The 22105-nt window shown below is 36.6% G+C and carries 20 protein-coding genes; 12 read left to right on the plus strand and 8 right to left on the minus strand.

Going from position 1 to position 22105, the window contains the following annotated elements; translation table 11 throughout:
• Positions 1 to 281: 281 nt before the first annotated feature.
• The 3 genes from BM207_RS16670 (at position 282) to pth (ending at position 2583) form a co-directional block, all read left to right on the plus strand.
• Positions 282 to 1223, plus strand: a complete 942-nt coding sequence (locus tag BM207_RS16670; RefSeq protein WP_090997001.1) for a ribose-phosphate pyrophosphokinase — start codon at positions 282 to 284, stop codon at positions 1221 to 1223.
• Positions 1224 to 1259: 36 nt separating this feature from the next.
• The gene (locus tag BM207_RS16675) at positions 1260 to 1841 is read left to right on the plus strand and encodes a 50S ribosomal protein L25/general stress protein Ctc (RefSeq protein WP_090997004.1); all 582 of its coding nucleotides are present in this window, start codon (positions 1260 to 1262) and stop codon (positions 1839 to 1841) included.
• Positions 1842 to 2022: 181 nt separating this feature from the next.
• Positions 2023 to 2583 carry an aminoacyl-tRNA hydrolase gene (gene pth / locus BM207_RS16680; protein ID WP_090997007.1) on the plus strand — a complete coding sequence of 187 codons (561 nt, stop codon included), beginning with the start codon at positions 2023 to 2025 and terminating at the stop codon, positions 2581 to 2583.
• Here pth and BM207_RS16685 read toward each other — a convergent pair whose 3' ends face one another.
• From BM207_RS16685 to BM207_RS16715, 7 genes are all read right to left on the minus strand, one after another.
• Positions 2584 to 4176, minus strand: coding sequence for a response regulator (locus BM207_RS16685; protein ID WP_090997010.1), 1593 nt, complete (start codon positions 4174 to 4176; stop codon positions 2584 to 2586).
• 3 nt (positions 4177 to 4179) lie between these two features.
• Positions 4180 to 5019: a CheR family methyltransferase gene (locus BM207_RS16690; RefSeq protein WP_090997014.1), complete on the minus strand. Its 840-nt coding sequence runs from the start codon at positions 5017 to 5019 to the stop codon at positions 4180 to 4182.
• Positions 5016 to 8477: a response regulator gene (locus BM207_RS16695; protein ID WP_090997017.1), complete on the minus strand. Its 3462-nt coding sequence runs from the start codon at positions 8475 to 8477 to the stop codon at positions 5016 to 5018. Before BM207_RS16695 ends, BM207_RS16690 begins: the two co-directional genes overlap by 4 nt.
• Before the next feature lie 95 nt (positions 8478 to 8572).
• Positions 8573 to 9250: a LytR/AlgR family response regulator transcription factor gene (locus BM207_RS16700; protein WP_090997020.1), complete on the minus strand. Its 678-nt coding sequence runs from the start codon at positions 9248 to 9250 to the stop codon at positions 8573 to 8575.
• On the minus strand, positions 9251 to 10759 hold the full coding sequence (locus BM207_RS16705; protein ID WP_090997023.1) for a TlpA family protein disulfide reductase: 1509 nt from the start codon (positions 10757 to 10759) through the stop codon (positions 9251 to 9253). It lies immediately after the preceding gene.
• A gap of 2 nt (positions 10760 to 10761) precedes the next feature.
• Positions 10762 to 11610 carry an alpha/beta hydrolase gene (locus tag BM207_RS16710; protein ID WP_090997025.1) on the minus strand — a complete coding sequence of 283 codons (849 nt, stop codon included), beginning with the start codon at positions 11608 to 11610 and terminating at the stop codon, positions 10762 to 10764.
• A 2-nt stretch (positions 11611 to 11612) separates the two neighbouring features.
• The gene (locus BM207_RS16715; RefSeq protein ID WP_177217151.1) at positions 11613 to 13127 is read right to left on the minus strand and encodes a sensor histidine kinase; all 1515 of its coding nucleotides are present in this window, start codon (positions 13125 to 13127) and stop codon (positions 11613 to 11615) included.
• A gap of 145 nt (positions 13128 to 13272) precedes the next feature.
• Here BM207_RS16715 and BM207_RS16720 point away from each other — a divergent pair, with 145 nt between their 5' ends.
• From BM207_RS16720 to BM207_RS16765, 9 genes are all read left to right on the plus strand, one after another.
• Positions 13273 to 13620, plus strand: coding sequence for a Spx/MgsR family RNA polymerase-binding regulatory protein (locus tag BM207_RS16720; RefSeq protein ID WP_090997030.1), 348 nt, complete (start codon positions 13273 to 13275; stop codon positions 13618 to 13620).
• Between the two features lie 87 nt (positions 13621 to 13707).
• Positions 13708 to 14097, plus strand: coding sequence for a response regulator (locus BM207_RS16725; protein ID WP_090997033.1), 390 nt, complete (start codon positions 13708 to 13710; stop codon positions 14095 to 14097).
• Positions 14098 to 14197: 100 nt separating this feature from the next.
• The gene (locus BM207_RS16730) at positions 14198 to 14911 is read left to right on the plus strand and encodes a peptidase associated/transthyretin-like domain-containing protein (protein WP_090997036.1); all 714 of its coding nucleotides are present in this window, start codon (positions 14198 to 14200) and stop codon (positions 14909 to 14911) included.
• Positions 14912 to 14973: 62 nt separating this feature from the next.
• Positions 14974 to 17223 carry a M1 family metallopeptidase gene (locus BM207_RS16735; protein WP_090997038.1) on the plus strand — a complete coding sequence of 750 codons (2250 nt, stop codon included), beginning with the start codon at positions 14974 to 14976 and terminating at the stop codon, positions 17221 to 17223.
• Positions 17224 to 17408: 185 nt separating this feature from the next.
• The gene (locus BM207_RS19035; RefSeq protein ID WP_143095987.1) at positions 17409 to 17630 is read left to right on the plus strand and encodes a VF530 family protein; all 222 of its coding nucleotides are present in this window, start codon (positions 17409 to 17411) and stop codon (positions 17628 to 17630) included.
• A 56-nt stretch (positions 17631 to 17686) separates the two neighbouring features.
• Positions 17687 to 18388, plus strand: coding sequence for a peptidase associated/transthyretin-like domain-containing protein (locus BM207_RS16745; protein ID WP_143095988.1), 702 nt, complete (start codon positions 17687 to 17689; stop codon positions 18386 to 18388).
• A 38-nt stretch (positions 18389 to 18426) separates the two neighbouring features.
• Entirely contained in the window at positions 18427 to 19164 is a 738-nt protein-coding gene (locus tag BM207_RS16750) for a ThuA domain-containing protein (protein WP_090997044.1), read from the plus strand.
• 7 nt (positions 19165 to 19171) lie between these two features.
• Positions 19172 to 19354 (plus strand): hypothetical protein, encoded by a 183-nt coding sequence (locus BM207_RS16755; protein WP_090997046.1) that lies wholly within the window; start codon positions 19172 to 19174, stop codon positions 19352 to 19354.
• A gap of 212 nt (positions 19355 to 19566) precedes the next feature.
• Positions 19567 to 20664, plus strand: coding sequence for an acyloxyacyl hydrolase (locus tag BM207_RS16765; protein WP_090997054.1), 1098 nt, complete (start codon positions 19567 to 19569; stop codon positions 20662 to 20664).
• A gap of 12 nt (positions 20665 to 20676) precedes the next feature.
• Here the strand turns inward: BM207_RS16765 and BM207_RS16770 are convergent, their stop codons facing one another.
• Entirely contained in the window at positions 20677 to 21852 is a 1176-nt protein-coding gene (locus BM207_RS16770) for a threonine aldolase family protein (protein WP_090997059.1), read from the minus strand.
• Positions 21853 to 22105 lie beyond the last annotated feature (253 nt).

A 22105-nucleotide genomic window follows, 5' to 3' on the forward strand; every position in this document is an offset into this window, starting at 1 on the left:
ATTGATAAATTTTTGGCGTTTAAATGCACTTAGAATAGGGTTTTAATAAAAATTTAATTTTTTTTCAATCTAGACTTGCAGCTGTAAAAAATATACGTAAATTTGCATTCCATTTCAGAACAACGTTTGTGATGAAAGATTGTCCGATAGTATAAGGGTAGTACAACGGTTTTTGGTACCGTTTGTCTTGGTTCGAATCCAGGTCGGACAACAATTTTTTTTCGGATTGTGAATAAAACCGCAATCCGATTTTTTTTAACCAGCATTGATACCCACAAATCATGCCCTTGCAATTTAACCCAGTTAAAATTTTTGCCGGAAGCGGCACTAAAGATTTAGCGAAAAAAATTGCCGAAGCTTACGGCAAGCCATTAGGAAGCGTTACTTTAAGTCGCTTTAGCGATGGCGAGTTCCAGCCTTCATTTGACGAGTCTATTAGAGGGAGTGATGTCTTTCTTGTTCAATCAACGAATCAACCAAGCGATAATTTAATGGAACTTTTGTTAATGGTTGATGCAGCGAGAAGAGCCTCAGCGCATTACATTACTGCAGTAGTTCCTTATTATGGTTTATCTCGTCAAGATAGAAAAGACAAACCTCGGGTAGCCATAGGAGCTAAGTTGGTGGCGAATTTGTTGAAAACTGCTGGTATCCATCGTATTATGACTATGGATTTGCATGCGGCTCAGATACAAGGTTTTTTTGATATTCCGGTTGATCACTTAGATGGGTCGGTTATTTTTGTGCCCTATATAAAAAGCTTAGGATTAAAAAATCTAACGATAGCCTCGCCAGATATGGGTGGTTCATACAGGGCTCGTACTTTTGCAAAGTTCTTCAATGCAGAAGTTGTAATTTGTGATAAACGTCGTTTACGTGCCAATGAAATTGAATCTATGTCGATTATTGGAGACGTAACCGGACAAGATATTGTGTTAATGGATGATATTTGCGATACCGCCGGAACCTTGGCTAAAGCAGCAGCTTTAATTATGGAAAATGGTGCGAATAGTGTGAGAGCCGTTTGTACGCATGCGGTTTTATCGGGCAAAGCGTATGAAACGATAGAGAACTCCAAATTAGAAGAGCTGATCGTAACTGATACAATTCCTTTGAAACAAGAAAGTAGTAAAATAAGAGTATTAAGCACCGCTCCATTATTTGCAAAGGCCATTGCCAATGTAAACGAGCATGGTTCAATTAGCGACCTATTTAGGGTTTAGTAGAGAATTTAATTTTAACAATAAATATATATCAAAATGAAAACAATCGCAATTAGCGGTTCTCCAAGAGAGAACGTAGGGAAACGCGATGCTAAAGAGCTTCGCTATGAAGGTAAAGTTCCTGCAGTATTGTATGGTGGTAAAGAGCAAGTGCACTTTGCAGTATTAAGAACTGATTTAAACGAAGCTATCTACACACCGGAGGCTAACTTTTTAGAAATCAATATCGGTGGTACTAAAACCAAAGCTATTATTAAAGAAGTACAATTTCACCCTTTAACAGATCTATTATTACACGTTGATTTTCTTCAATTATTTGATGAGAAAGAAATCGTTATGGAAATTCCAGTTAAATTAACAGGAACATCTCCAGGTGTTAAAATGGGGGGTAAATTAGTTCAAAAATTACGTAAACTACGTGTTAAGTCATTGCCTAAGCATATGCCGCAGGTAGTTGAAGTAAGCATTGCTAAAATGGAAGTTGGTAATTTATTCCGTGTTCGTGATTTGGAAAAAGGCGAATTCGCTGTTACTAATACTCCAGAAGATACAATTGTTTCGGTTGCAATGTCTAGAGCATTAAAGCAAGCTGAAACTGAAGCTGCAAAAGGCAAATAGTCAATTACAGTTTTCAATTAACAGTTAAGAGCGGTACAAAAGCAATTTTGTACCGCTTTTATTTGCGCCAACTTTCCGACCCAACTTTCCGACTTCGTAAGTCGGTGCTTTTGAGGTCGACTTACGAAGTCGGTTTTTGGTCGGCTTTTGTGTTCTGCTAAACAAATTTTATCTTTACAAAATGAAGTATCTAATCGTTGGCCTCGGTAATATAGGAGCCGAATACGCAAATACAAGGCATAATATTGGGTTTAATATTGTCGATGAGCTAGTGAAGGATTTGGGCGGTGATTTTGACCTCTTGAAATTAGCTTATTACGCGGAAGTTGGTTACAGAGGCAAAAAATTGCACGTGATTAAACCCACCACTTACATGAACCTTAGCGGTAAAGCTGTTAATTATTGGATGAAAGAATTAAAGGTCTTACCCGAAAACGTATTGGTTGTGGTCGACGATCTTGCTTTACCTTTAGGGAAGTTAAGAATGAAATTGCAAGGCAGTAGTGCTGGTCACAATGGCTTAAAAAGTATTGAAGAGTTGTGCGGCGGACAAAATTATGCCCGTTTACGTTTTGGGATTAGCGATAATTTTAGAAAAGGAATGCAAGCCGACTATGTATTGGGCCACTTTGACAAAGACGAACAAAAGGAGCTGCCAACATTAATCAACCGCGGGGTAAGCATGATTAAGAGCTTCGCAACTATCGGCGCTGCGCAAACCATGACATTATTTAACAAATAGTTATTTGTTTAAATAACTATTTATTTTGGCATGCAACAGCTGCGGCTCAAAAGATTTATTTAAAATATCATTGGCTCCTGCTTCCATTGCAATCTTCCTGTCTGCTTCCAAAACGGCTGCCGAAAAGTTAATAATCGGAATGTTTTCTTTGCCCGGTACCGCGCCGTTTCGAATGGACTTTATGGCATCAATTCCGCTCATTACCGGCATATAGGTATCCATTAAGACTAAATTATAATCTTCTTCTCCAATCTTGTTTATCGCTTCCTGACCATTTTCAACAACAACAACTTCGATATTCCAGCTCTTCAATATTTTGGTAATTAAAAATGTGTTTATAGCATTGTCTTCGGCAAGTAAGATTTTAACATTTTCAAAAGGAAGTAATTGGGTCGGTTTAGCCTGTACTTTTTCATCTTCTTTAGCTGATGAAACCACTTGAAACCAATTTGTAAAACTAAAGGTACTACCCACTCCTTCTTCACTTTCAACATCTAGAATTCCGCCTTTAAGCTTAGCTAGATTTTTAACAATAGATAACCCTAGACCCGTTCCGCCAAATTTTACGGTCGTCTGCTCATCCGCTTGCTCAAATACTTCAAATATCTTGTCGATATTTTCTTTAGCAATCCCAATCCCGGTATCGATAACCATGAATTTAATTTTCAGACTATTCCCCTTTTTATCTAAAACAACAACTTTTAGTGTCACCGATCCACTACTGGTAAATTTTATGGCATTGCCAATCAAATTCATCAAGATTTGATTTAGCCTCAAAGAGTCAGTAATAAGCTTTTCCGGAAGTTTTTCATCTAGCTCAAGGATTAATTTTATTTGCTTCTCCTTTGCGCCAATTCCCAGAAGATTGATCACGGCTTTACATAATTCAATGATATTTGTTTCACTTTGATTGATCTTGAATTTTCCAGATTCTATTTTAGAAAGATCCAACACATCATTAATTACTCCTAACAATGACGTGGATGAAGTTTTTAGGAGACTTAACATTTCAGCTTGCTCCTTATCAATCTCGGTTTGAGAAAGTAAATTAACCAATCCTATGATCCCATTAATTGGGGTACGGATTTCATGGCTCATATTCGCTAAGAAATTTTCTTTGATCCGCTTTCCTTGCTCGGCAAGCTCTTTGGCTTGAATAAGTTCTTTCTGATATTTTTCAAGCTGACTGTTTTTACTCTTGATTTCTCGTTGATTTCGAACAAGCTGAATAAATGAATCAACCTTCGCGGAGGTTACAAATGGATTTAGTGGTTTATAAAGGTAATCTACAGCACCAGTATTTAAGCCACGAACGGCATACTTTGTTTCCATGGAAATAGCTGTCACAAAAATAATCAGAATATCTTTGGTCCGAGGATTGCTTTTTAGGATTTCTACTAGTTCAAAGCCATCCATTTCAGGCATTTGAACATCAACTAAGGCTATGGCAATGTCTTGCTCCCAAGAAATGCGAAGTGCGTCATTGGGTAGGGTTGTGGAAATAATATTTGTGTCATCACGTTTTAATAGCGCTTCTAAGGCAATGATGTTTTCTATTTTATCGTCAACAATCAGGATATTTATTTTTTCCATCTTTTAATCTATTCTTTGGTATATATTATGCCTTTTGTCGATAATCTTAAACCGACTTTTTAAATGTGTATGACTTAGTGTTTCCTTTGAACCCAAACATAAAAAGCCAAAGCTAGCTAAACTATGGTAAAATAGTTCGAGAACTTTATTTTGTAAATCCCTGTTAAAATAAATGAGTACATTTCTGCAAGAAATAACCTGAAATTCATTAAAAACCCCGTCTGAGACTAAGTTGTGAATAGAAAACAATACATTTTTCTTAATAGAATGTTTAATAGAAACAGCGTCGTATTTTGCAGTATAGTATCTAGAAAGTGATTGCAAAGCACCAGATTCCCTATAATTTTCAGAATTGTGTTTCATTTTATTCAAGGTGTAGATTCCGTTTTTAGCAATCTTTAACACATCTGAATTAATATCCGTGCCATAAAAAAAACTTCTGTCATATAAATGCTCTTCCGCAAAAAGTATAGCGAAGGAATATAACTCTTCTCCACTTGAGCATCCTGCATTCCACACTTTAATTCGTTGATAGGAATTCAAGTATGGCAATATGTTTTCTCGAATCGATTTGTAAAAAAGGGGATCCCTAAACATCTCTGTCACGTTAACAGTTATTTTAAGCAAAAACTGCTCGAAATAGGCTTGGTCATTTATAAGTAACGAACGTAAGTCAAAAACACTTAGTTTTTGCAGCTGCAGAACTTTGGTCACTTGCCTTTTGAAAGAAGCTTCTGAATACTCACTAAAATCAAAACCATGAACATGCTTAATAATCCCAATTAAGTCATGTAATTCCTTGATGCTGATTTCCGTTGGTTGATGTTTTTTTAGAATACTCATATTTTACTTAGCCAAACTCTCATCATTGACAACAAATGGTCAATGTTTACTGGTTTTGAAATGTAATCATTAGCACCCGCTGCAATGCATTTTTCACGATCATTTTTCATCGCCTTGGCAGTTAACGCAATAATAGGGAGGGTATCGAATTTTTTCTGTTTTCGAATCTGAGTCATCGCCTCATATCCGTCCATTTCAGGCATCATGATATCCATTAATACCAAGTCGATGTCTTCGACACTATTCAATTTTTCAATGGCTTCGCGACCATTGTTAGCAATTACAATTTGCATATCATAAGATTGTAACGCTGTTGAAAGAGCGAAAATGTTTCGCATATCATCATCCGTGACTAATATTTTCTTTCCGTTCAATGATTTTTCTGAAGCTACTAAATCTTTATTAATTTTAACCGAACTTGTTGCTCCGTCTGCCTTAAGCTTATTCATGAATAAACTTACTTCATCAATCAATCTATCATTAGATTTATTGGATTTAAGTACCATTGCCTCAGAGTAGTGCATAATCCTTTCCATTTGATCGTTTTGAAGCTCCATGGCAGTATTAATTACAACTGGGACTGTTTTCAGGTGTGGTTGTGCCTTAATCTGATCCAGCAGGTCAAATCCCGAGATGTCAGGCAAGTTTAAATCCAGAATGATACAATCAAACGATGTTTCCTTGAGCAACGCTAATGCCTCTTTTCCAGTAAATGCCTGCGCAACGCTTACACCTGTATCTTTTAATTGCTGCGCTAAAATTTTGCTTTGTAATTCTTGGTCTTCAATTAGCAATATCCGGTTTAACGCATGATTGCCAGGTATCTGACCGAGCAGGTCAAAAGCATGGGCTAATTCGTTTTCTCCTATTGGTTTTTTTAAAAAACCAATGGCTCCTTCTTTTATTGCCTTTTCATCTTTTTCATCTCCGGCCGACATCATATGTACAGGGATATGCTTGGTTAGCGGGTTGCTTTTTAACTTTTTAAGAATAGTCCAGCCATCCATAACCGGAAGCATAATGTCTAATATAATCGCGTCTGGCAGGTTCGCAGTGGCGAGATCCAAGCCAATATCCCCGCTATGCGCCAAGATGGGATTAAAGCCCTTTTCAATTGCATAATTTTTTAGAATTTCCGCAAAATTCTTATCATCTTCCACAATTAATAAGGTGTTCTTTTCCGAGTTTATTTTTAAGGGTTGCGCAAAGGTAACCAATGGTTTTTCTTCGACCGGAATTGGTTCGGACACTTCTGTCACATCTTTGCTCGCTAAGTGCTGAGGAATAAAGAGTGTGAACGTACTACCCATATTCGACTCACTTTTTATCTGGATTTCGCCACCCAAGATGCTTGATAGTTCTTTGCTAATCGATAATCCAAGACCAGTTCCCCCATACTTTCTGCTTGTAGAACCATCAGCCTGTTGAAAGGCTTCAAAAATTACCGATTGTTTATCTTCCGATATTCCAATCCCTGTATCGTTTACAGCGATACCTATAACAGTACCTGTATGTTCTTTAAGTTGTTTCGAATAGAACACGGTTTGCTTCGGTACTTTGAACAAGGTTAACATAACTTCACCATTTTCAGGCGTAAATTTAAAAGCGTTGGATAACAGGTTTTTAATAATCTGTTCTAACCTCGATAAATCCGTCGTAAAATCCGGAGGTAAATCTTCAGAGATTGCAATCCCAAACTTTATTTTCTTGTTTTTAGCAACTTCACTAAATAAGGCCTCCATGTCTCTTTTAATGTCATCTGGAGATGCTTTCTCGATGGTTAAATCGATCTTTCCAGATTCTATCTTTGAAAGGTCTAAAATATCATTGATCAAATTTAATAGGTCTGTTCCCGCGTTTTGGATAACTCCCGCATATTTTACCTGGTCTTCATTTAAGTTAGCAGGCTTATTCTCTTTTAAAATTCTAGCTAAAATTAAAATACTATTTAACGGAGTTCTCAATTCATGGCTCATATTAGCTAAAAATTCAGATTTGTACTTGCTAGATATCTCTAATTCTTGGGCTTTCAAAGAAATGGCTTCGCGGGCCTGACTAATGGAAACATTTTTTTCTTCGAGCAATTGTGCTTTTTCCTCAAGTTCAGCATTGGTTTGTTGCAATTCTTCTTGTTGCACCCGGAGTTCTTCTTCTGATGCTTGAAGTTCACTGCTTTTATAGAGTAATTCTTCGTTGGTAGTTCTCAGTTCCTCCTGCTGGGTTTCTAGTTCCTCTGCTTGTTGTTGTGTTTGTTCAAATAAATCTCTCAGAATTATCCTAGAAAATGCACTATTGATGGCAATACCTATGTTTTCGGCAACGCTGTTCAAAAACAGGGTGGTCGGTTCTTTAGGAGCATCTTTTAGGCCTAATTCAATAACCGCAATAGTTTCATGCTCGAATAGGACCGGCGTTAAAAGAATATAGTTGGGGCTGGTGTTCCCAAGCCCTGAATTAATTTTTAAGTAATCGGCCGGAATATCTGTTAATAATTTCTGTGTCTTCTCCAGTGCAACTTGTCCAACCAATCCATCACCCAAAGCATAATATTCTTTTCGCTTCTTTAAGGGATAAGCGTAAGTTCCTGTAAGTTCCAAATTTTTATCTTGTGCGTTGCTCAAAAAGATAGCACCAATGGGGGCATCTATATAATTGCAAATACTACTAATAATATGGTTGGCCAACTCACTTAACTCTTGTTCACCGCGAATTTCTTCATTCAGTTTTGCAGCACCAGATAGTAACCAATTTTTTTGCTCATTGTCTGCCGATAAATTTGCTAACTGCGCATTATTCTCTCTAATCTGAATTTCTGTGTCTTTTTGCTGATCAAAGGTTCTTCTGATATAGGATAATAGAAATAGTATAAGCCCGAAAATAATAAGCGCGCTAATCAGTACAATTAACGTAGTCTGGTTGCTGCTAAAACTGGTCTCTTGCTTTCTTTGTTTAAGCAATTCCATTTCAACGTCAATCATCCGCTGACTAAATTTTATATATTGATCTTTGTAGTACTTACCTCGATCGGTGAGGATAAGCTCAATGGCAGCTTCGCGACCTTTAGCTCTATTAGTAGAAATCACCAGCTCCATATCAGCTATTTTTAATTCGGCATAGTGCCCAATTGAGTCGGCATTGTTAGCCTGTTTAGGGTTGTCACTAACGAGCATTTTAAGATCCTTAATAGCAGGATAAATCTTATTTACAGATTGGGTATAAGGAATAAGATATTTATCTCTTTGTGTGATAATATATCCTCTAAAGCTGGTGCCAGAGTTTAATAAATGGAATTCAGATTCTCTGATTTTGTCAATTACTTCGTGGGTATGGGCCTGTAAATTTGAATCATCATTTAAGTTCTGAATGCTTAGATAGGAGCTTGCGGCTGAAATTAGTACAAAGACAAGGGTAATTGCAAAGCCACTAAAGACCTGCTGCTTAAAAGATAGTTTAAACATCGTGATAGGTTGATGATTTATAATGGGAATAAATCTAAAGGAATTATAGCTATAATCAAAGATTAATCTACCCTTGGATCGAAAAATCAATAAGTTTATAACTGTAATCCCTGCGAATAAGTTGCCCCTACAGGTATAATTTTATCATTTATCCAAATCTGCGATCTGTCATATTTGTTGATTTTGCTTTTAGCAATGATAAATGCCCTATGAACTCTTATGAATTCTTTTGCAGGAAGCAAGTCGAGTAATTCATTAATGGTTATTCTAGAGCTAAGCATTTTGTCGCCCGTTAAATGGAGTTGTGTATAATTTCCAGAGGCTTCGATATACAGAATGTCTTCTAAAAGTACTTTCACTTGTTCGTAGCCATCTTTAACGAAGATAAAAGCGCTTTTAATTTCTCCTGCATTACTACGTAAGTCAAATAATTCTTTTGCCTTGTGACAAGCTTTCAAGAATCGGGATAATGAAAAAGGTTTTAATAAGTAGTCAACCGCATCGAGTTCGAAGCTCTGTACCGCATGTTCGCTATAAGCCGTTGTGAAAATGATCATTGGTGCCCTAGTGAGTGTTTTAACAAAATCGATACCACTTATATCCGGCATTTTGATGTCTAAAAAGATTAGGTCTACTTTATGTTGTTGAAGATAGGCAATTGCATCAAATGCGTTTGTAAAGCGTGCATTTAATTCAACAAATGGAACTTTTGCAGCATGCGCAGCTACAATATCAAGTGCAATTGGTTCATCATCTATCGCTATAGCAATCATTTAATTCAAAAATTTCTCTATCTGACTATATAATTCTTCTTGTTCACTTGGTCTTTTAGCTTTACTCACAACCAGTTTACCTTCTTTGTCAAATATAAAATATTGCGGGTAATATTCTGCTTTGTCGTTGGTGTTTGCTAACAATTCTTTCCAAAAAGGAATAATCGTCTGCCTGGTTTTGCGAAGATGAAGACCTTCTAAGTTGTTTATTTTGATAAAATCACGCCAGGAACTATCTAAATCGTCCTCATCTAAATCCAAATAAAGATAAGCAACTTCCTTCCCCTTAAACTTAGTTTTTAAATTGGGAATGAATTTTAACTCTTCCTTACACGGCCCGCACCAAGTTCCCCAAACATCTAAATAAACAACTTTTCCTTTCAACGATTTGATGACCTCATAAATTGATGTCATCTTTTCATAGTTATCAACTATTTTAATACTTGTATTTTGGATGTTTTTAGTTAATTTTTCTTGTAGTGAGTTTAATTTTGAGTGGATGTCATCAAGATAGTTGCTTGTTGGGAATTTTTGTTTAAACGCTTCAGCTAGTCCAATCATTAACTTCAAATCTTTATCGTTGTATAGGTTAACTAATTGCTGATAGGTGTATGGTTCTACCACCTTTGATGGTAAATTTTTAATGCTTCCAATCCAGCGCCAATAAGGCTTCCCAAAATTTTTAACGATGCTGTTCGCGCTGTCTAAGGTAATGCCGAAATAAGGAATAAGTTCATTTTTACCAAGCTGATTAGGTTTCACCGTAAAGAAAGCTTTCGTCTCCAAGTACCGGACATAGTTATCTAAAAAACTATAATATTGCGGACCTGCTGGCAGAGCTGATGGATGTTGGTCGCTTTTATCGAAAATAGAAAGAATTAAACTATCTACTAGCGGTCTGTTTGAAATTCCAGTTCGTGCAAAGTCATTTAAATAGTTATAAGCAATACAGGTTAGCTCAGTAGAGATTAAAGCCTTATCATGAGTAGAAATCGCTGAAGATTTGACCTTTTGAATCTTCTCCGCTTGTTGAGCGAAATAGGGTTCGATTACCTCCTTTCTTAGTTGTTTTAGCGTGTACTTTGTATAAGTTCTAGTGGGGTCATTAGCTAAAAAGAAAGGGTATTCCTCCAATTTTACACCTTGCATCACCTTACTTTCAGCTAAGGCTTTGCCGCTAATCAGTTTAAGTGTACTGTCTCTCGCATCTAACACAACATCTAGATTGCTGTTGGGCGAAAGTAATAACGTATGGAATTTTCTCAGAAAAATAATATTCGCAAATTTCTGCATTGGGATCGATAGGCTGGCCGCAAAAGACCCATCCTTTGATATTGGAATATCGATGCTGTTCTCTTTGTGAAAACCATATATTACAGGAATATTTATTTGAAGTTTTTCGACACCCGCGTAATTTTTAATTTTTCCGGTCAACCTAAATTGCCCATAACTATTGAAGCACAAAATGCTAAGAATGCATAACAAAATTATTTTAAGCGACTTTTTCATATTTATTTCGTTGGTCCGTTATTTGAAGTTTCGTAAAATTTACCCCATTCCACTAATCCTTTCGAAGTAGCGAATAAAGGATTCTGTTGATGATCTGCTAAGGGAGTTAAATAATTTCTAACGGTCAGCTTTTTTGGAGTATTTGCATTCAAAACGATGTTAAGCCTATTAAAACCACCAACAATATTTGTAGTTTCATTGGCTCCTGCGCTTAAGAACAATAAACTGGGTTTATTAAAGCTAGCTTGTTTGATATAGTTTTCAATTTTCTTGATTATGATATCATTAAAACGCCAAACTGGTGTGCTATAACAAAATCTCGCATCAAAAAGAGCTGGCCTTTCTAACAACGTATATAAAACAAATAAGCCTCCTCTCGAATGACCTGTTAGTGTTTTATAACCATTCACTCGATAGTTACTGTCAATCTTTGGGATAAGTTCCTTTTCAATGAAAGTCAAAAACTGATCTCCATTACCCATTAGACTCCCCGGGTCTTCAGTTTCTGTTTGCATAAAGGGGGGCGTCTGATCTCTATTTCTACTAGTTTTAGTATTCATAATTCCAACCACAATACATTCGGGAATTATGCTGGCTCCTGCTAAAACCGAAATTTTATCAGACGTATGAATATCTTGATTTCCGCCATCCAATACATACATAACCGGATACTTTTTTGTAGGCTCTTTCAGATAATTGAGCGGAAGGTGTACAATTATTCGTCTCTTTTCCGCTAGGATTTTTGAGGAGAATTCCGTCAATACCAAGCTATCCGTTGCAGGTCTGGTCTGCGCAATTACTATTGTCGATGATGCCAGTACTAAAAAGGCAAGGGTGGATAATCTAAGCATGATTATAATTGCAATGTTAAATGAATAAAGAACTCTTTTGCGCTTTCGCGGATAATCAGTTCATGTTTGCCGGGATATAACAAAACCAATCGCTGTTTTACATTTTCCAATCCAATCCCACTTTTTAACTTTTCCGGATCGTGATCTGGCTTAATATGGATGCTGTTATGCACGTCAAAATAGAGTGTATTTTCTTTTGTTTGTAAGGTTATTTTAATATGCGAGGGGTGTTGTAAGCTGATCCCGTGCTTAAAGGCATTTTCTACGAAAGGGATTAATAACATGGGAGCAATTTGAAAATTATTCAGCTGCTCGTCGATTTTAGTTTCAATAGCGATGTCAGCTGATCTGGAGGTTCTGAGTTTCTGTAGGGAAATATAGTTCTCAAGATAGTCTATATCACGTGTAAGTGAAATTTTCTCCTGTACGTTCTCATGCAGCATAAAACGCATCATATCCCCTAATTTCTGAATCCCCTCTCCTGTGCGTTCGGCATTTTCCTGTAAAGCAGTACCATACAATGTATTTAAAGCGTTAAATAAAAAATGGGGATTAATTTGCGACTGTAAGAAACTTAAACTGGCATCAGATTTTCCAAGTTCTTTCTTTAAAAAGCTGATTTCAGATTTATTTTTGAGCCGATAATTGTAAATAACCCATATTAAAGGCGTAGTAAAGAAACAATGAACACCCATATTGAAACTAAATATAATGGGCCAAGTTTCGTCATCGTGAGAAAAAATCATTGCGACAGCTGCCACAATAGCGCCTGTTAAAGCCAGTAAAAGGATGCTACGCCATAAAAAGCCCCAAAATCCGATATTCATGTTTTTGAGATCTGGGATTAAACGGTAAAGCGAATAGCCATAATGTAAGATCCCAAGGGGAACTACAAAGGCCCAGATGATCCCGTAATAATCTCTGTCGGTTTGTGTACCTAACAGGAATAAGATAAATACATAAGCTACGAATGCGATCACACATTCATTCAGGATTTTTGGATGTTGATATTTCTGATTAAAATGCGTAAGTATTTTTGGTAGAAAAGTTTTCGTTAGCACATAAAATGAAAACATCAAAATTATATAGGTGGCCTGCGCGAATCCTTTTACAAAGAGATGAGTGTAAGCTTCCGTGATATTGTTGTATTCTACCAACAAATAGGCCTGACTATAGGTATAGCCAATGCTCATAAATAAACCGTATAAGAAAAACACAGAAAGGAGCAAAAATGTATTCAGGATTAAATTAGTTTGCCTGATAAGTGTAGGAATTAAATAAAAATTAAGGAGGAGAAAAACCAGATATACATAGGTGGTGCTTAATAGTTTGGGCAAGAAATAATGGGGTAAATAGGAAAAATTAATACCAGCATTTTTAAACGAATAAATTTGGCGGGAATAGAACCTACCCGAAAGTGTATCGCTGTCTATATTAATAACCATTAAAAAAATAACCAGGAGATATAATCCAGTAGCTACCCAAAATTCAATCTTTTGTAAATCTTTAAAATTCATCTTTTTTGTTTTATGCTGCAATTTTACTAAGATGAGCGTATTCATTTAAATAAAATGTGACTAACACCTTTAAAAATGTGACAAACTGAAGTTTTATGTAATTAAAGTGTTTAAATTTGACTGTCAACTTTAAACCTACCAACTTATGACCCTTTATGGCATCCCAAATTGTAATACAGTTAAAAAAGCACAAAATTGGTTAAAAGCAAACCAAATTGATTTCGAGTTCCACGATTTCAAAAAAAAAGGCGTTACTGCAGAAAAACTAAAAGAATGGTTTGATGCCTTTGGCGCTGAAAAAGTAATTAACAGAAATGGCTTAACTTTTAAGAAATTAAGCAAGGAAGAGCAATCATTAATTAACTCTCCCGACAAAATAATGAATTATTTAATAAACTCAACAAGTGCTATTAAGCGGCCTATTTTGGAGCAAAATGGTAAGGCAATTACAATTGGATTCGATGAGGCAATTTTCCAAAGTAAATTAAAGTAGTTTTAGGATGATCCAAATATTGCCAAATTAATATTGGAATTAACTTTTCATTAATTATATTTACATCAAAACATAACAACCACACCAGTGAAATTTAATTTTAGAGGCAATTCAACTAAAAAGAAGAAAATATTAATCGTTGAAGATGAACCGATGAGTGTCTTGCTGATACAGCAAATCCTCAAAAGTTATCAGTTTGAATTAATTGTAGCCACTAATGGTGTTGATGCCATTGAGAAGTTTAAAAATACCGATATCAGTCTTGTAATTATGGATCTTTATATGCCAGAAATGGACGGTTTTGAGGCTTCAAAAAGAATAAAACAAATTTCAAAAGATACTCCAATCATTGTAATATCTACCACTACTATTGCCGAAGACGATCTGAAGAAAGATATTGGAATAGATTATTTTTTAGCAAAACCTTTAAATGTTGTCAAGTTTAAAGATTTTATTCACATGCTGTTACTAGCTTAGAACATCTTCTTCCTTCAATGTCGGCACTGATTAATGCTCCTTTTCAGTTAAAGTTTGTTAAATGGAAACAATTTACTGTGAAAGAACGTTAAATTTGAGTATGTCCAGGAAAATCCTTGCTTTATTTCTTTTTCTTGTTCCTATCCTATCACAGGCTCAGGGTGTATTAACAGGGAATATTTTTGATAACATCAACAGATCTACCTCAATAGAGGGGGCAACAGTTAAGAATCTTACCTCCAAAGCACTCACGTTAACTGATAAGAATGGACATTTTGCAATTTCTGCCAAAGTCGGAGATTTAGTGTCCTTCGGAATGACAGGTTATCAAACAGATACGGTGTACCTGACCAAATTGTTCCCTAAAAATATATACTTACGCGTTTCAGTAAATGCGTTGAATACGGTCAATGTAACCAGCACCAAAATTTCTCCTTTTTTAGATTTAAAAGACCCAAATGCAATGCCAACCAGACAGGTAGATTATTCGAAAGAAAGGGGAGGGTTGCGTTTAACATTAGGCTATGATAAATTCAAGAAACAACAAGCGAAAATTAAAGAGTTGGAGGAGTATGAGCATTTCAATGAGGAAATCAATGATAATTTTACAGAGGAGTTCGTTAAAGATTTGCTCAAGATTGATAGTGCAGATTTGAAAAGTTTTATGCGTTTGTTTAGACCGACGGTAGCTCAGGTAAGGGCAGAAAGACCTTTCAATTACGCATATTATACAGCTACTGCTTATCGCGCCTGGTTAAAAATTCCTGTTAATCAGCGGAACCGACCTTCCTTACTTAAGCCAATTAACAACTAATTTACAAACATTTATTTGGAAAGTTTTAATTAGCCATTACCTTTATCCAAAATAACAATCATATGTTTAAATCTTATACTAAATTCTTTTTATGCGCATTTGCTATATGCGTTTATAGCTTAACCAGCTTTGCACAACAATCTTCTTCTGCAAGTACAAATTACAGTCCGGCAGAAGCATTCGGTCCACTATTTTATACTCAAAATGGAAACGAATTTCGGTCAGCAAGTGGTGCACCTGGGTCAAAATATTGGCAAAACAGTGTGGATTATACCATCACTGCCAATCTTGATGAGTCCAAAAATATGGTAAGTGGTACAGTAACCATTACTTACAAAAATAATAGTCCCGACAAATTACCTTACTTATGGCTACAATTGGATCAAAATACCTTTAAAGAAACTTCAAGAGGCTATGCAATTACGCCTCCAGGAAGCCGTTATGGTGCCCAAGGCGAAAAATTTGAGGGTGGATATACCATTAAAAATATAAGTGTATCTCAAAAAGCGGCCCCAGTTAAATTTACTTCTTTGGTGGAAGATACCCGCATGCAGATCCGTTTAGATAAGCCAATGTCGGCTAATGGCGATATCGTAGTCGTTAAAATGGATTATTCTTATATCGTGCCAAAAGAAGGTTCGGATAGAACAGGTCACTTAACGACAAAAAATGGTGAAATTTTCGCTATTGCTCAGTGGTTCCCACGGATGTGCGTATACGACGATGTGTTAGGATGGAATACCTTGCCTTATTGGGGTGGTGGTGAGTTTTATTGCGAATTTGGTGATATAACTTATTCCATTACTGCTCCTGCAAGTCATATTGTAGTTGGATCTGGTGAGTTGTTAAATCCACAAGAGGTATTTACTGCTGAACAATTAAAAAGATGGAATGCAGCGAAGTTGAGTGATGCTACAGTTCACATCCGTGCTGAATCGGAAGTTACAGACCCTAAGTCTCGACCTGCTAAAGATAAACTGACATGGAAATTCAAGATATCCAATGCGCGTGACGCTGCATGGGCATCATCGAAATCTTTTGTATTGGATGCAGCGCGTATTAACCTGCCTAGTGGAAAAAAATCATTAGCAGTTTCGGCACAGCCCGTAGAAAGTAACGGCATGGATAGTTACGGAAGAGGAGTTGAGTATGTGAAAGCAAGTATTGAGCATTACTCAAAAATGTGGTTCGAATATCCATACCCAGCTGCGGTTAACGTGGCGACAAATATTGGTGGTATGGAATACCCAGGTATTGTATTTTGCGGGTGGACTGCCAAAATGGGCGGAGCTTGGGGTGTAATTGATCATGAGTTTGGCCATACTTGGTTCCCGATGATTGTAGGATCAAATGAGCGCAAGTACGGCTGGATGGATGAAGGATTTAATACTTTTATCAATGGTCTGTCTAGTAGTGAGTTTAACAATGGCGAATATAAACCACGCCCAACTAGGTGGCATGGCGTAGGGAAGACCTTGGGAAATCCTAATCTGGAAAATATAATGCTGATGCCTGATGGGATGAGAGAAATGAATATCGGATACAACCTCTATAGTAAACCGGGGTTAGGTTTAAAATTATTGAGGGATCAAATTGTAGGTAAAGAGCGTTTTGATTATGCCTTTAAAGCGTATATTAAAAATTGGGCTTACAAACACCCTACACCAATCGACTTTTTCCGTTCGATGGATAATGGAACTGGTGAAGATTTGAGTTGGTTTTGGAGAAGTTGGTTCATGAACAGCTGGAAAGTAGATCAAAGTGTAACTGATGTTAAACCCATCATGAAAGAAGGTAAACTTGCAGGATACACCATTAAGGTAAATAATTTGGAGAAAATGCCGATGCCAATTATCTTGCAGATTACCACCAAAAGTGGTAAAAAGGAAACGGTTAGAGTTCCTGTTGATGTTTGGATGAAAAATACAAGCTGGTTAGTTCGCTATAGTACAACAGAGGAAATCACAGAAGTTGTTTTAGACCCTGAACAATTAATTCCAGATGGAAATGCAGATAATAATATATGGACTGCAGATGGCACAGCTTCAGCATCAACTACGCCTCCAGCTAACTTAGATGCTTTTCTGGGTAGCTATTCAAACCCAGAGGCACCAGTTAAGATAACAATCGCTAAAAATAATGGCGGTTTAACGGCGCAATTAGGAGCGCAACCTGCAGCTTCGCTTAAATTTGTAAGCGGTAGTCGTTTCGTAAACGAGGCTGGAAATCTAGAGTTTGAGTTTAATTCATCAAAAAATGAGTTAACATTAGCAGTTGGTGCAGACAGCTTTGTATTTACAAAAGATAAATAGTTTTTACTGGTTCAACCGAAAGCCTCGATCTCGATCGGGGCTTTTTTTGTGGAAGAAGTAAAAAAACTATCACATTTTTATTCTTTTGGTGTTTTATGGGTATTCGGCATTGAAAGTAAAATGCTGTAGAAGTACGGTGAATTAATGGGAGATAAACATTTTCTGTTTTTCACTATCTTTGCACAATGGCACTACAGGAACAAAAAAATAATCCTCTACACGGTTTAACATTAGAGTTTATCGTTAAGCAGTTATTTTTTCATTATGGTTGGGAAGAAATGGGGAATTTGGTAAAGATAGATTGCTTTAAAAATAACCCGACGCTAAAATCAAGCCTTAAGTTTTTGCGTAAGACAGACTGGGCACGTAAAAAAGTTGAAAAACTATACCTTAATACTTTTCATTAATAGGTTAAAAATCGTTAAAAAAAGAAACCCTATCATACAGAGAACTATCTTTAGACGTGGGTTTAAAAAGAGCATTTTTTTTACTGGTAATACTTATTTCGCTCGTTGCCGATGTGCATGCGCAGATTAATGGAATTGTTTTCGACCAAGCCTCTAGAAAGCCAATTGCTCATGTTGAAATAATAAACCTTACGAATCAGGAGAAAACGGTTAGCAATGATTATGGTGAATTCACGATTATAGCAAAAATGAACCATCTTTTGGTTTTTCGCAGGCCAGGGTATAGGTCGGATACGCTCATGTTGGTCGACCTCAAGCCATTGAGAAGGTACATGGCGGTAGACAAGAACATTTTAAGTACCGTGGTAATTTCCGGACAGCAAACCCTGAGGGAACAATATGCGCATGTTTTCAATAAAGCAAATCCAATCCTATTAAAACAAGGAAGAGGTTTACTTTTTTATCCCTCTAACTATTTTACTAAAGAAAGCAAGCATGCTCGGCAATTTGTAAAGATGTTGAAAAGGGAAGAGAAGGAGAAAATAATAGACAGAAGGTTTAATTTAAAGACCGTTGCCTCATTGCTACCTATCAAGCAACCAGAACTGGATGCGTTTTTAGTGCTTTACCGACCAACACTACAATTTATAGAGCGTGCAAAAGCTGAAGATTTTAAAAATTATGTGCTACATTGCTATCAGAAATTTAAGTTATTACCCTCAGAAAAACGCGGGTTACCATCTTTAAAAGCTGGATAAATTAGTATATTTATAATCTAATCCCTAACTAATTAGCCATGTATAAAGTGAAGCAATTTATCCCCTTTATTTTACTTGCATCGATATTTTTTAGCTTTAACACATCCTGCCAGGGTAAAAGTAAAAAGACAAGTGTACTTGTTTTTTCGTTAACCAAAGGTTATAGACACAGCTCAATTCCTGCAGGGATAACGGCTATCAAAAAGTTAGGCACTGAAAACGGTTTCCAAGTTGATGCCACAGAAGATGCCGCTGCTTTTACAGCAGAGAATTTAAAAAATTATAAATTACTGGTTTTTTTAAGTCCAACAGGAACAGATGTTTTCAATGCCGATCAGAAAGCGGCCTTAAAAGAATATATTAACAAAGGGGGAGCTTTGGTTGGCATTCATGCCGCTACAGACTTTAGCTATGAGTGGGAGTGGTATGGGAAAATGATTGGTGGCTATTTTGAGAGTCACCCCAATGTGCAAGAAATAAAATTAGATATTGTAATGCCCCAAAATAAAATGGTAAAGGGACTACCACAGCCCTGGATGCATAAAGATGAGTGGTATAATTTCAAAAACTTTAACCGTGATGTTAAGGTTTTAATTAAGGCTGATGAAACATCTTATAAGGGTGGTAATATGAAAAATGATCATCCAATTAGCTGGTATCACGAATTCGATGGTGGAAAAGTTTTTTACACGGCCATGGGACATACGAAAGAATGTTTTGTGGATCCTTTGTTCATTAAGCATTTATGGGCAGGAATGAAATGGGCTATGAATTAAATAAGAAATGATTCGAATAAACGACGATACCCCTATTGAGCAACTTCAAGATATTAAAATCGGAGATTTGGTAACTGATACCTTTAGTAAAACAGGATTGGTAGAAAGCATCGAAATTACTGACGATGGATTGTACCGGATCTATGAATTCCATTTAGTTACCGGTAGAGTGATTTTAACCAAACGGTAAAGGAATTTGCAAGCCCGCCTTTAAACTCTTGCTGTGTAAAAAAGATGAATGATGAGCAATAAATTGCCTTTTTTGCACCATCATAGAGCAAGTTTTCATTAATGAAATCGGTGATAAATGATTGTGCTGTGTGGTAAAAGAAGATTGTTTAGGTAGCTTTTCCATTATGGCGTTTGATTTGACTAGTTAAAGGTATTTAAAAGTCAGATGCCATGTCGTTACAAACTTTATCAAGCTATTTAATGCCTTCATGTTTTGCCTTAATGCTACTTCCAAATAAACACCAAGCACAAGGTTTAGGAAATGCTTTGGAGTTCAATACCCAACTATCCATTCAAGTATTTTCAGACGGAGCAAATAAAATTGCAGGTTACGCAACTGGGAAATCTTTAGCCTACCATTTTAGCCTGCTAAATGATTTAAATTTAAAGGGCATTGACGTAGTTTTTAACTATAAAGATTTGAGTAAAATCCATGTAGTTGAAAAGCTAGAACCAGGTGAATTTGGAAACATGTTTGCCTTAATCGGTATGCTCAATTTTTCGATGGGCAATCGAAGGTTAAGGCTGGTTTTATCGCCAGGAATGGGGATTAGTTATTTAGCTAAAACGTGGTATACCCACAGTAATCCAATTACCAGCAGTCATCTCAATTTTTCACCTACGGCAAACCTAAAGTTGAGTTTGGGTCTTAATGCCTATAAAGCAATTTTGGCTGGCTTAAGTATCGCACATTATTCAAATGCTGCTATGCGCGTTCCAAATAATGGATTAAATATTGTCGACTTCAATCTGGGCGTAAAGAAGTATCTCATTCAACATAAACCCATTAAGCTGGTTCAGTATGAGAATCCGGATTTTAACAAACACAATTTAGAGTTGGGTGTAAATATCGGGTACAGAGGCGTATTCTATCAGAAACGGAACTTGTATAAATCAGGTGTTTTTTTTGGATACAAATATAATTTTAACCCTTCTTTTGGCCTAAGCACCGGCATGGATGCAGTTTACTACTATTCCGTCTTCGATAGCAAGCGTTATACAGCAACTTATCAGTCTAAGGCAACATCCTTAACTAGCTGGAGAGTAGGAGTAGGGGCGGGTCCAACAATAAGTATTCGAAGATTGAGCTTGACGGCAATTTATGGACGCTATCTTTATTTTAACAGTTACTGGCCAATTTATACCTATTGGAACGGGAGCGTTAAATACAAAGCAAATAATTGGCTGGCCATCCAAGCTAAACTATATGGACATAGAGAGGAAGTAGACTTTTTAGGGATTGGAGTGCTGTTTAATTGGGCTTTGTAAATTTTGTTTTATCTAGATGCTTTTTTTGAACGCATTCACGATATAAGCTACCGGTTGATAGAGTAAAGTTTCATTGATCATGATGGTGCCCTCATTTGCAGCGTTTGGCATTGGCATTCGGATATTAAATTCTTGATTAAGTTTTGCCTGCATCTTTTTAGCATCAATATTTTTCGCCAGTTTAATGCTGTAAATATTTGTGCCTCCAGCTAACGGTTCAATCTTAATACCTGGGAGCTGGTTCAAACTACTTGCTATTTCTTTAGCTGCATTGATTGCATTGTTTAAGCGAGTTTCAAACCCTTCTAACCGATATAAAGCCATCGCTGCGTTAGTCCAATTTCCATACATGGCACCCCCATGTATTTTTATTAAATGCGCCATTTTATCAATAACTTCTTTCGGCCCGCAAAGCATTGCTCCCGCACTTGCACCCAAATATTTATAGAGCGAAATATAAGTAGTGTCAAAATAAGATGCATATTCTTTGATAGAAACACCGGTCCAAGCAGAGGCCATAAAAAGCCTTGCTCCATCAAGGTGAAGTTTGATGTTGTTACTTCGGCAATAAGCACTAATTTTTTTAATCTCCTCCAATGGCACAAACTTTCCATCCGTTCTGCGAACAGGATTTTCTATCGATACTGCACCAATTCCACTTTCAAAAACTTCTTCGTTTTTTAAATTCGCTATGGCACTGTGTAGCTGTTCGGCGGTAAAATAAGTTTCGTCTTTAGCCAATGGCATTAAGCGTTTTTGAAATAAAGATTGTGCTGCATCGGCTTCATCACGATAAACATGACTAGTGTCTTGTACAAATACCTTCGTCTTATCGCCACTTAACACTGCTATTGCCAGCTGATTGGCCATGGTGCCACTAGGCATAAAAATTGCCTTTTCTTTGCCCGTTAATTCACAAAACTTTTCTTCGAGTGCTTCGATAACACCCCCAACACCGTATCTATCCTTTACAATAGCAGTTGCCGCATGTGCTTTTTGCAACTCATTCAGATAATCTCCAGGCTCGAACATTTCACCGTCTCCAAATAATTTGATCACTTTTGGGGCGACATCAGGGAATTGATTTTTGTTAGGGTCAAATGCTGCGGCCGTTCCAAAAGGAACAACAATTGGTAGCAAGCCAAGGCTAGATTTTTTGAGGAAGTTTCTTCTATTAAATGCAATCATAATTTATCTTCGTAAAAGAGAGTTTGATAAACTAAGATACAAGTTTGTTAAGCAAACTTTTTATGGTGTTGTAACGATTTGTCTATTATTCTCGTACATGTAAAAAAACAATCCATTTCGTGATGAAGAAAGTATCTATATTAATTTGTTTGGTGGCCCTTGGATATTACGGTTCGAATAGTGCCAGCTATTTCGGTCTGTTAGTGCCAGCGATTACGGTTTAAATGATGCCACTTTAATGGTTTAGTTTTTA

This window comes from Pedobacter insulae (assembly GCF_900113525.1).
Taxonomy (GTDB): domain Bacteria; phylum Bacteroidota; class Bacteroidia; order Sphingobacteriales; family Sphingobacteriaceae; genus Pedobacter; species Pedobacter insulae.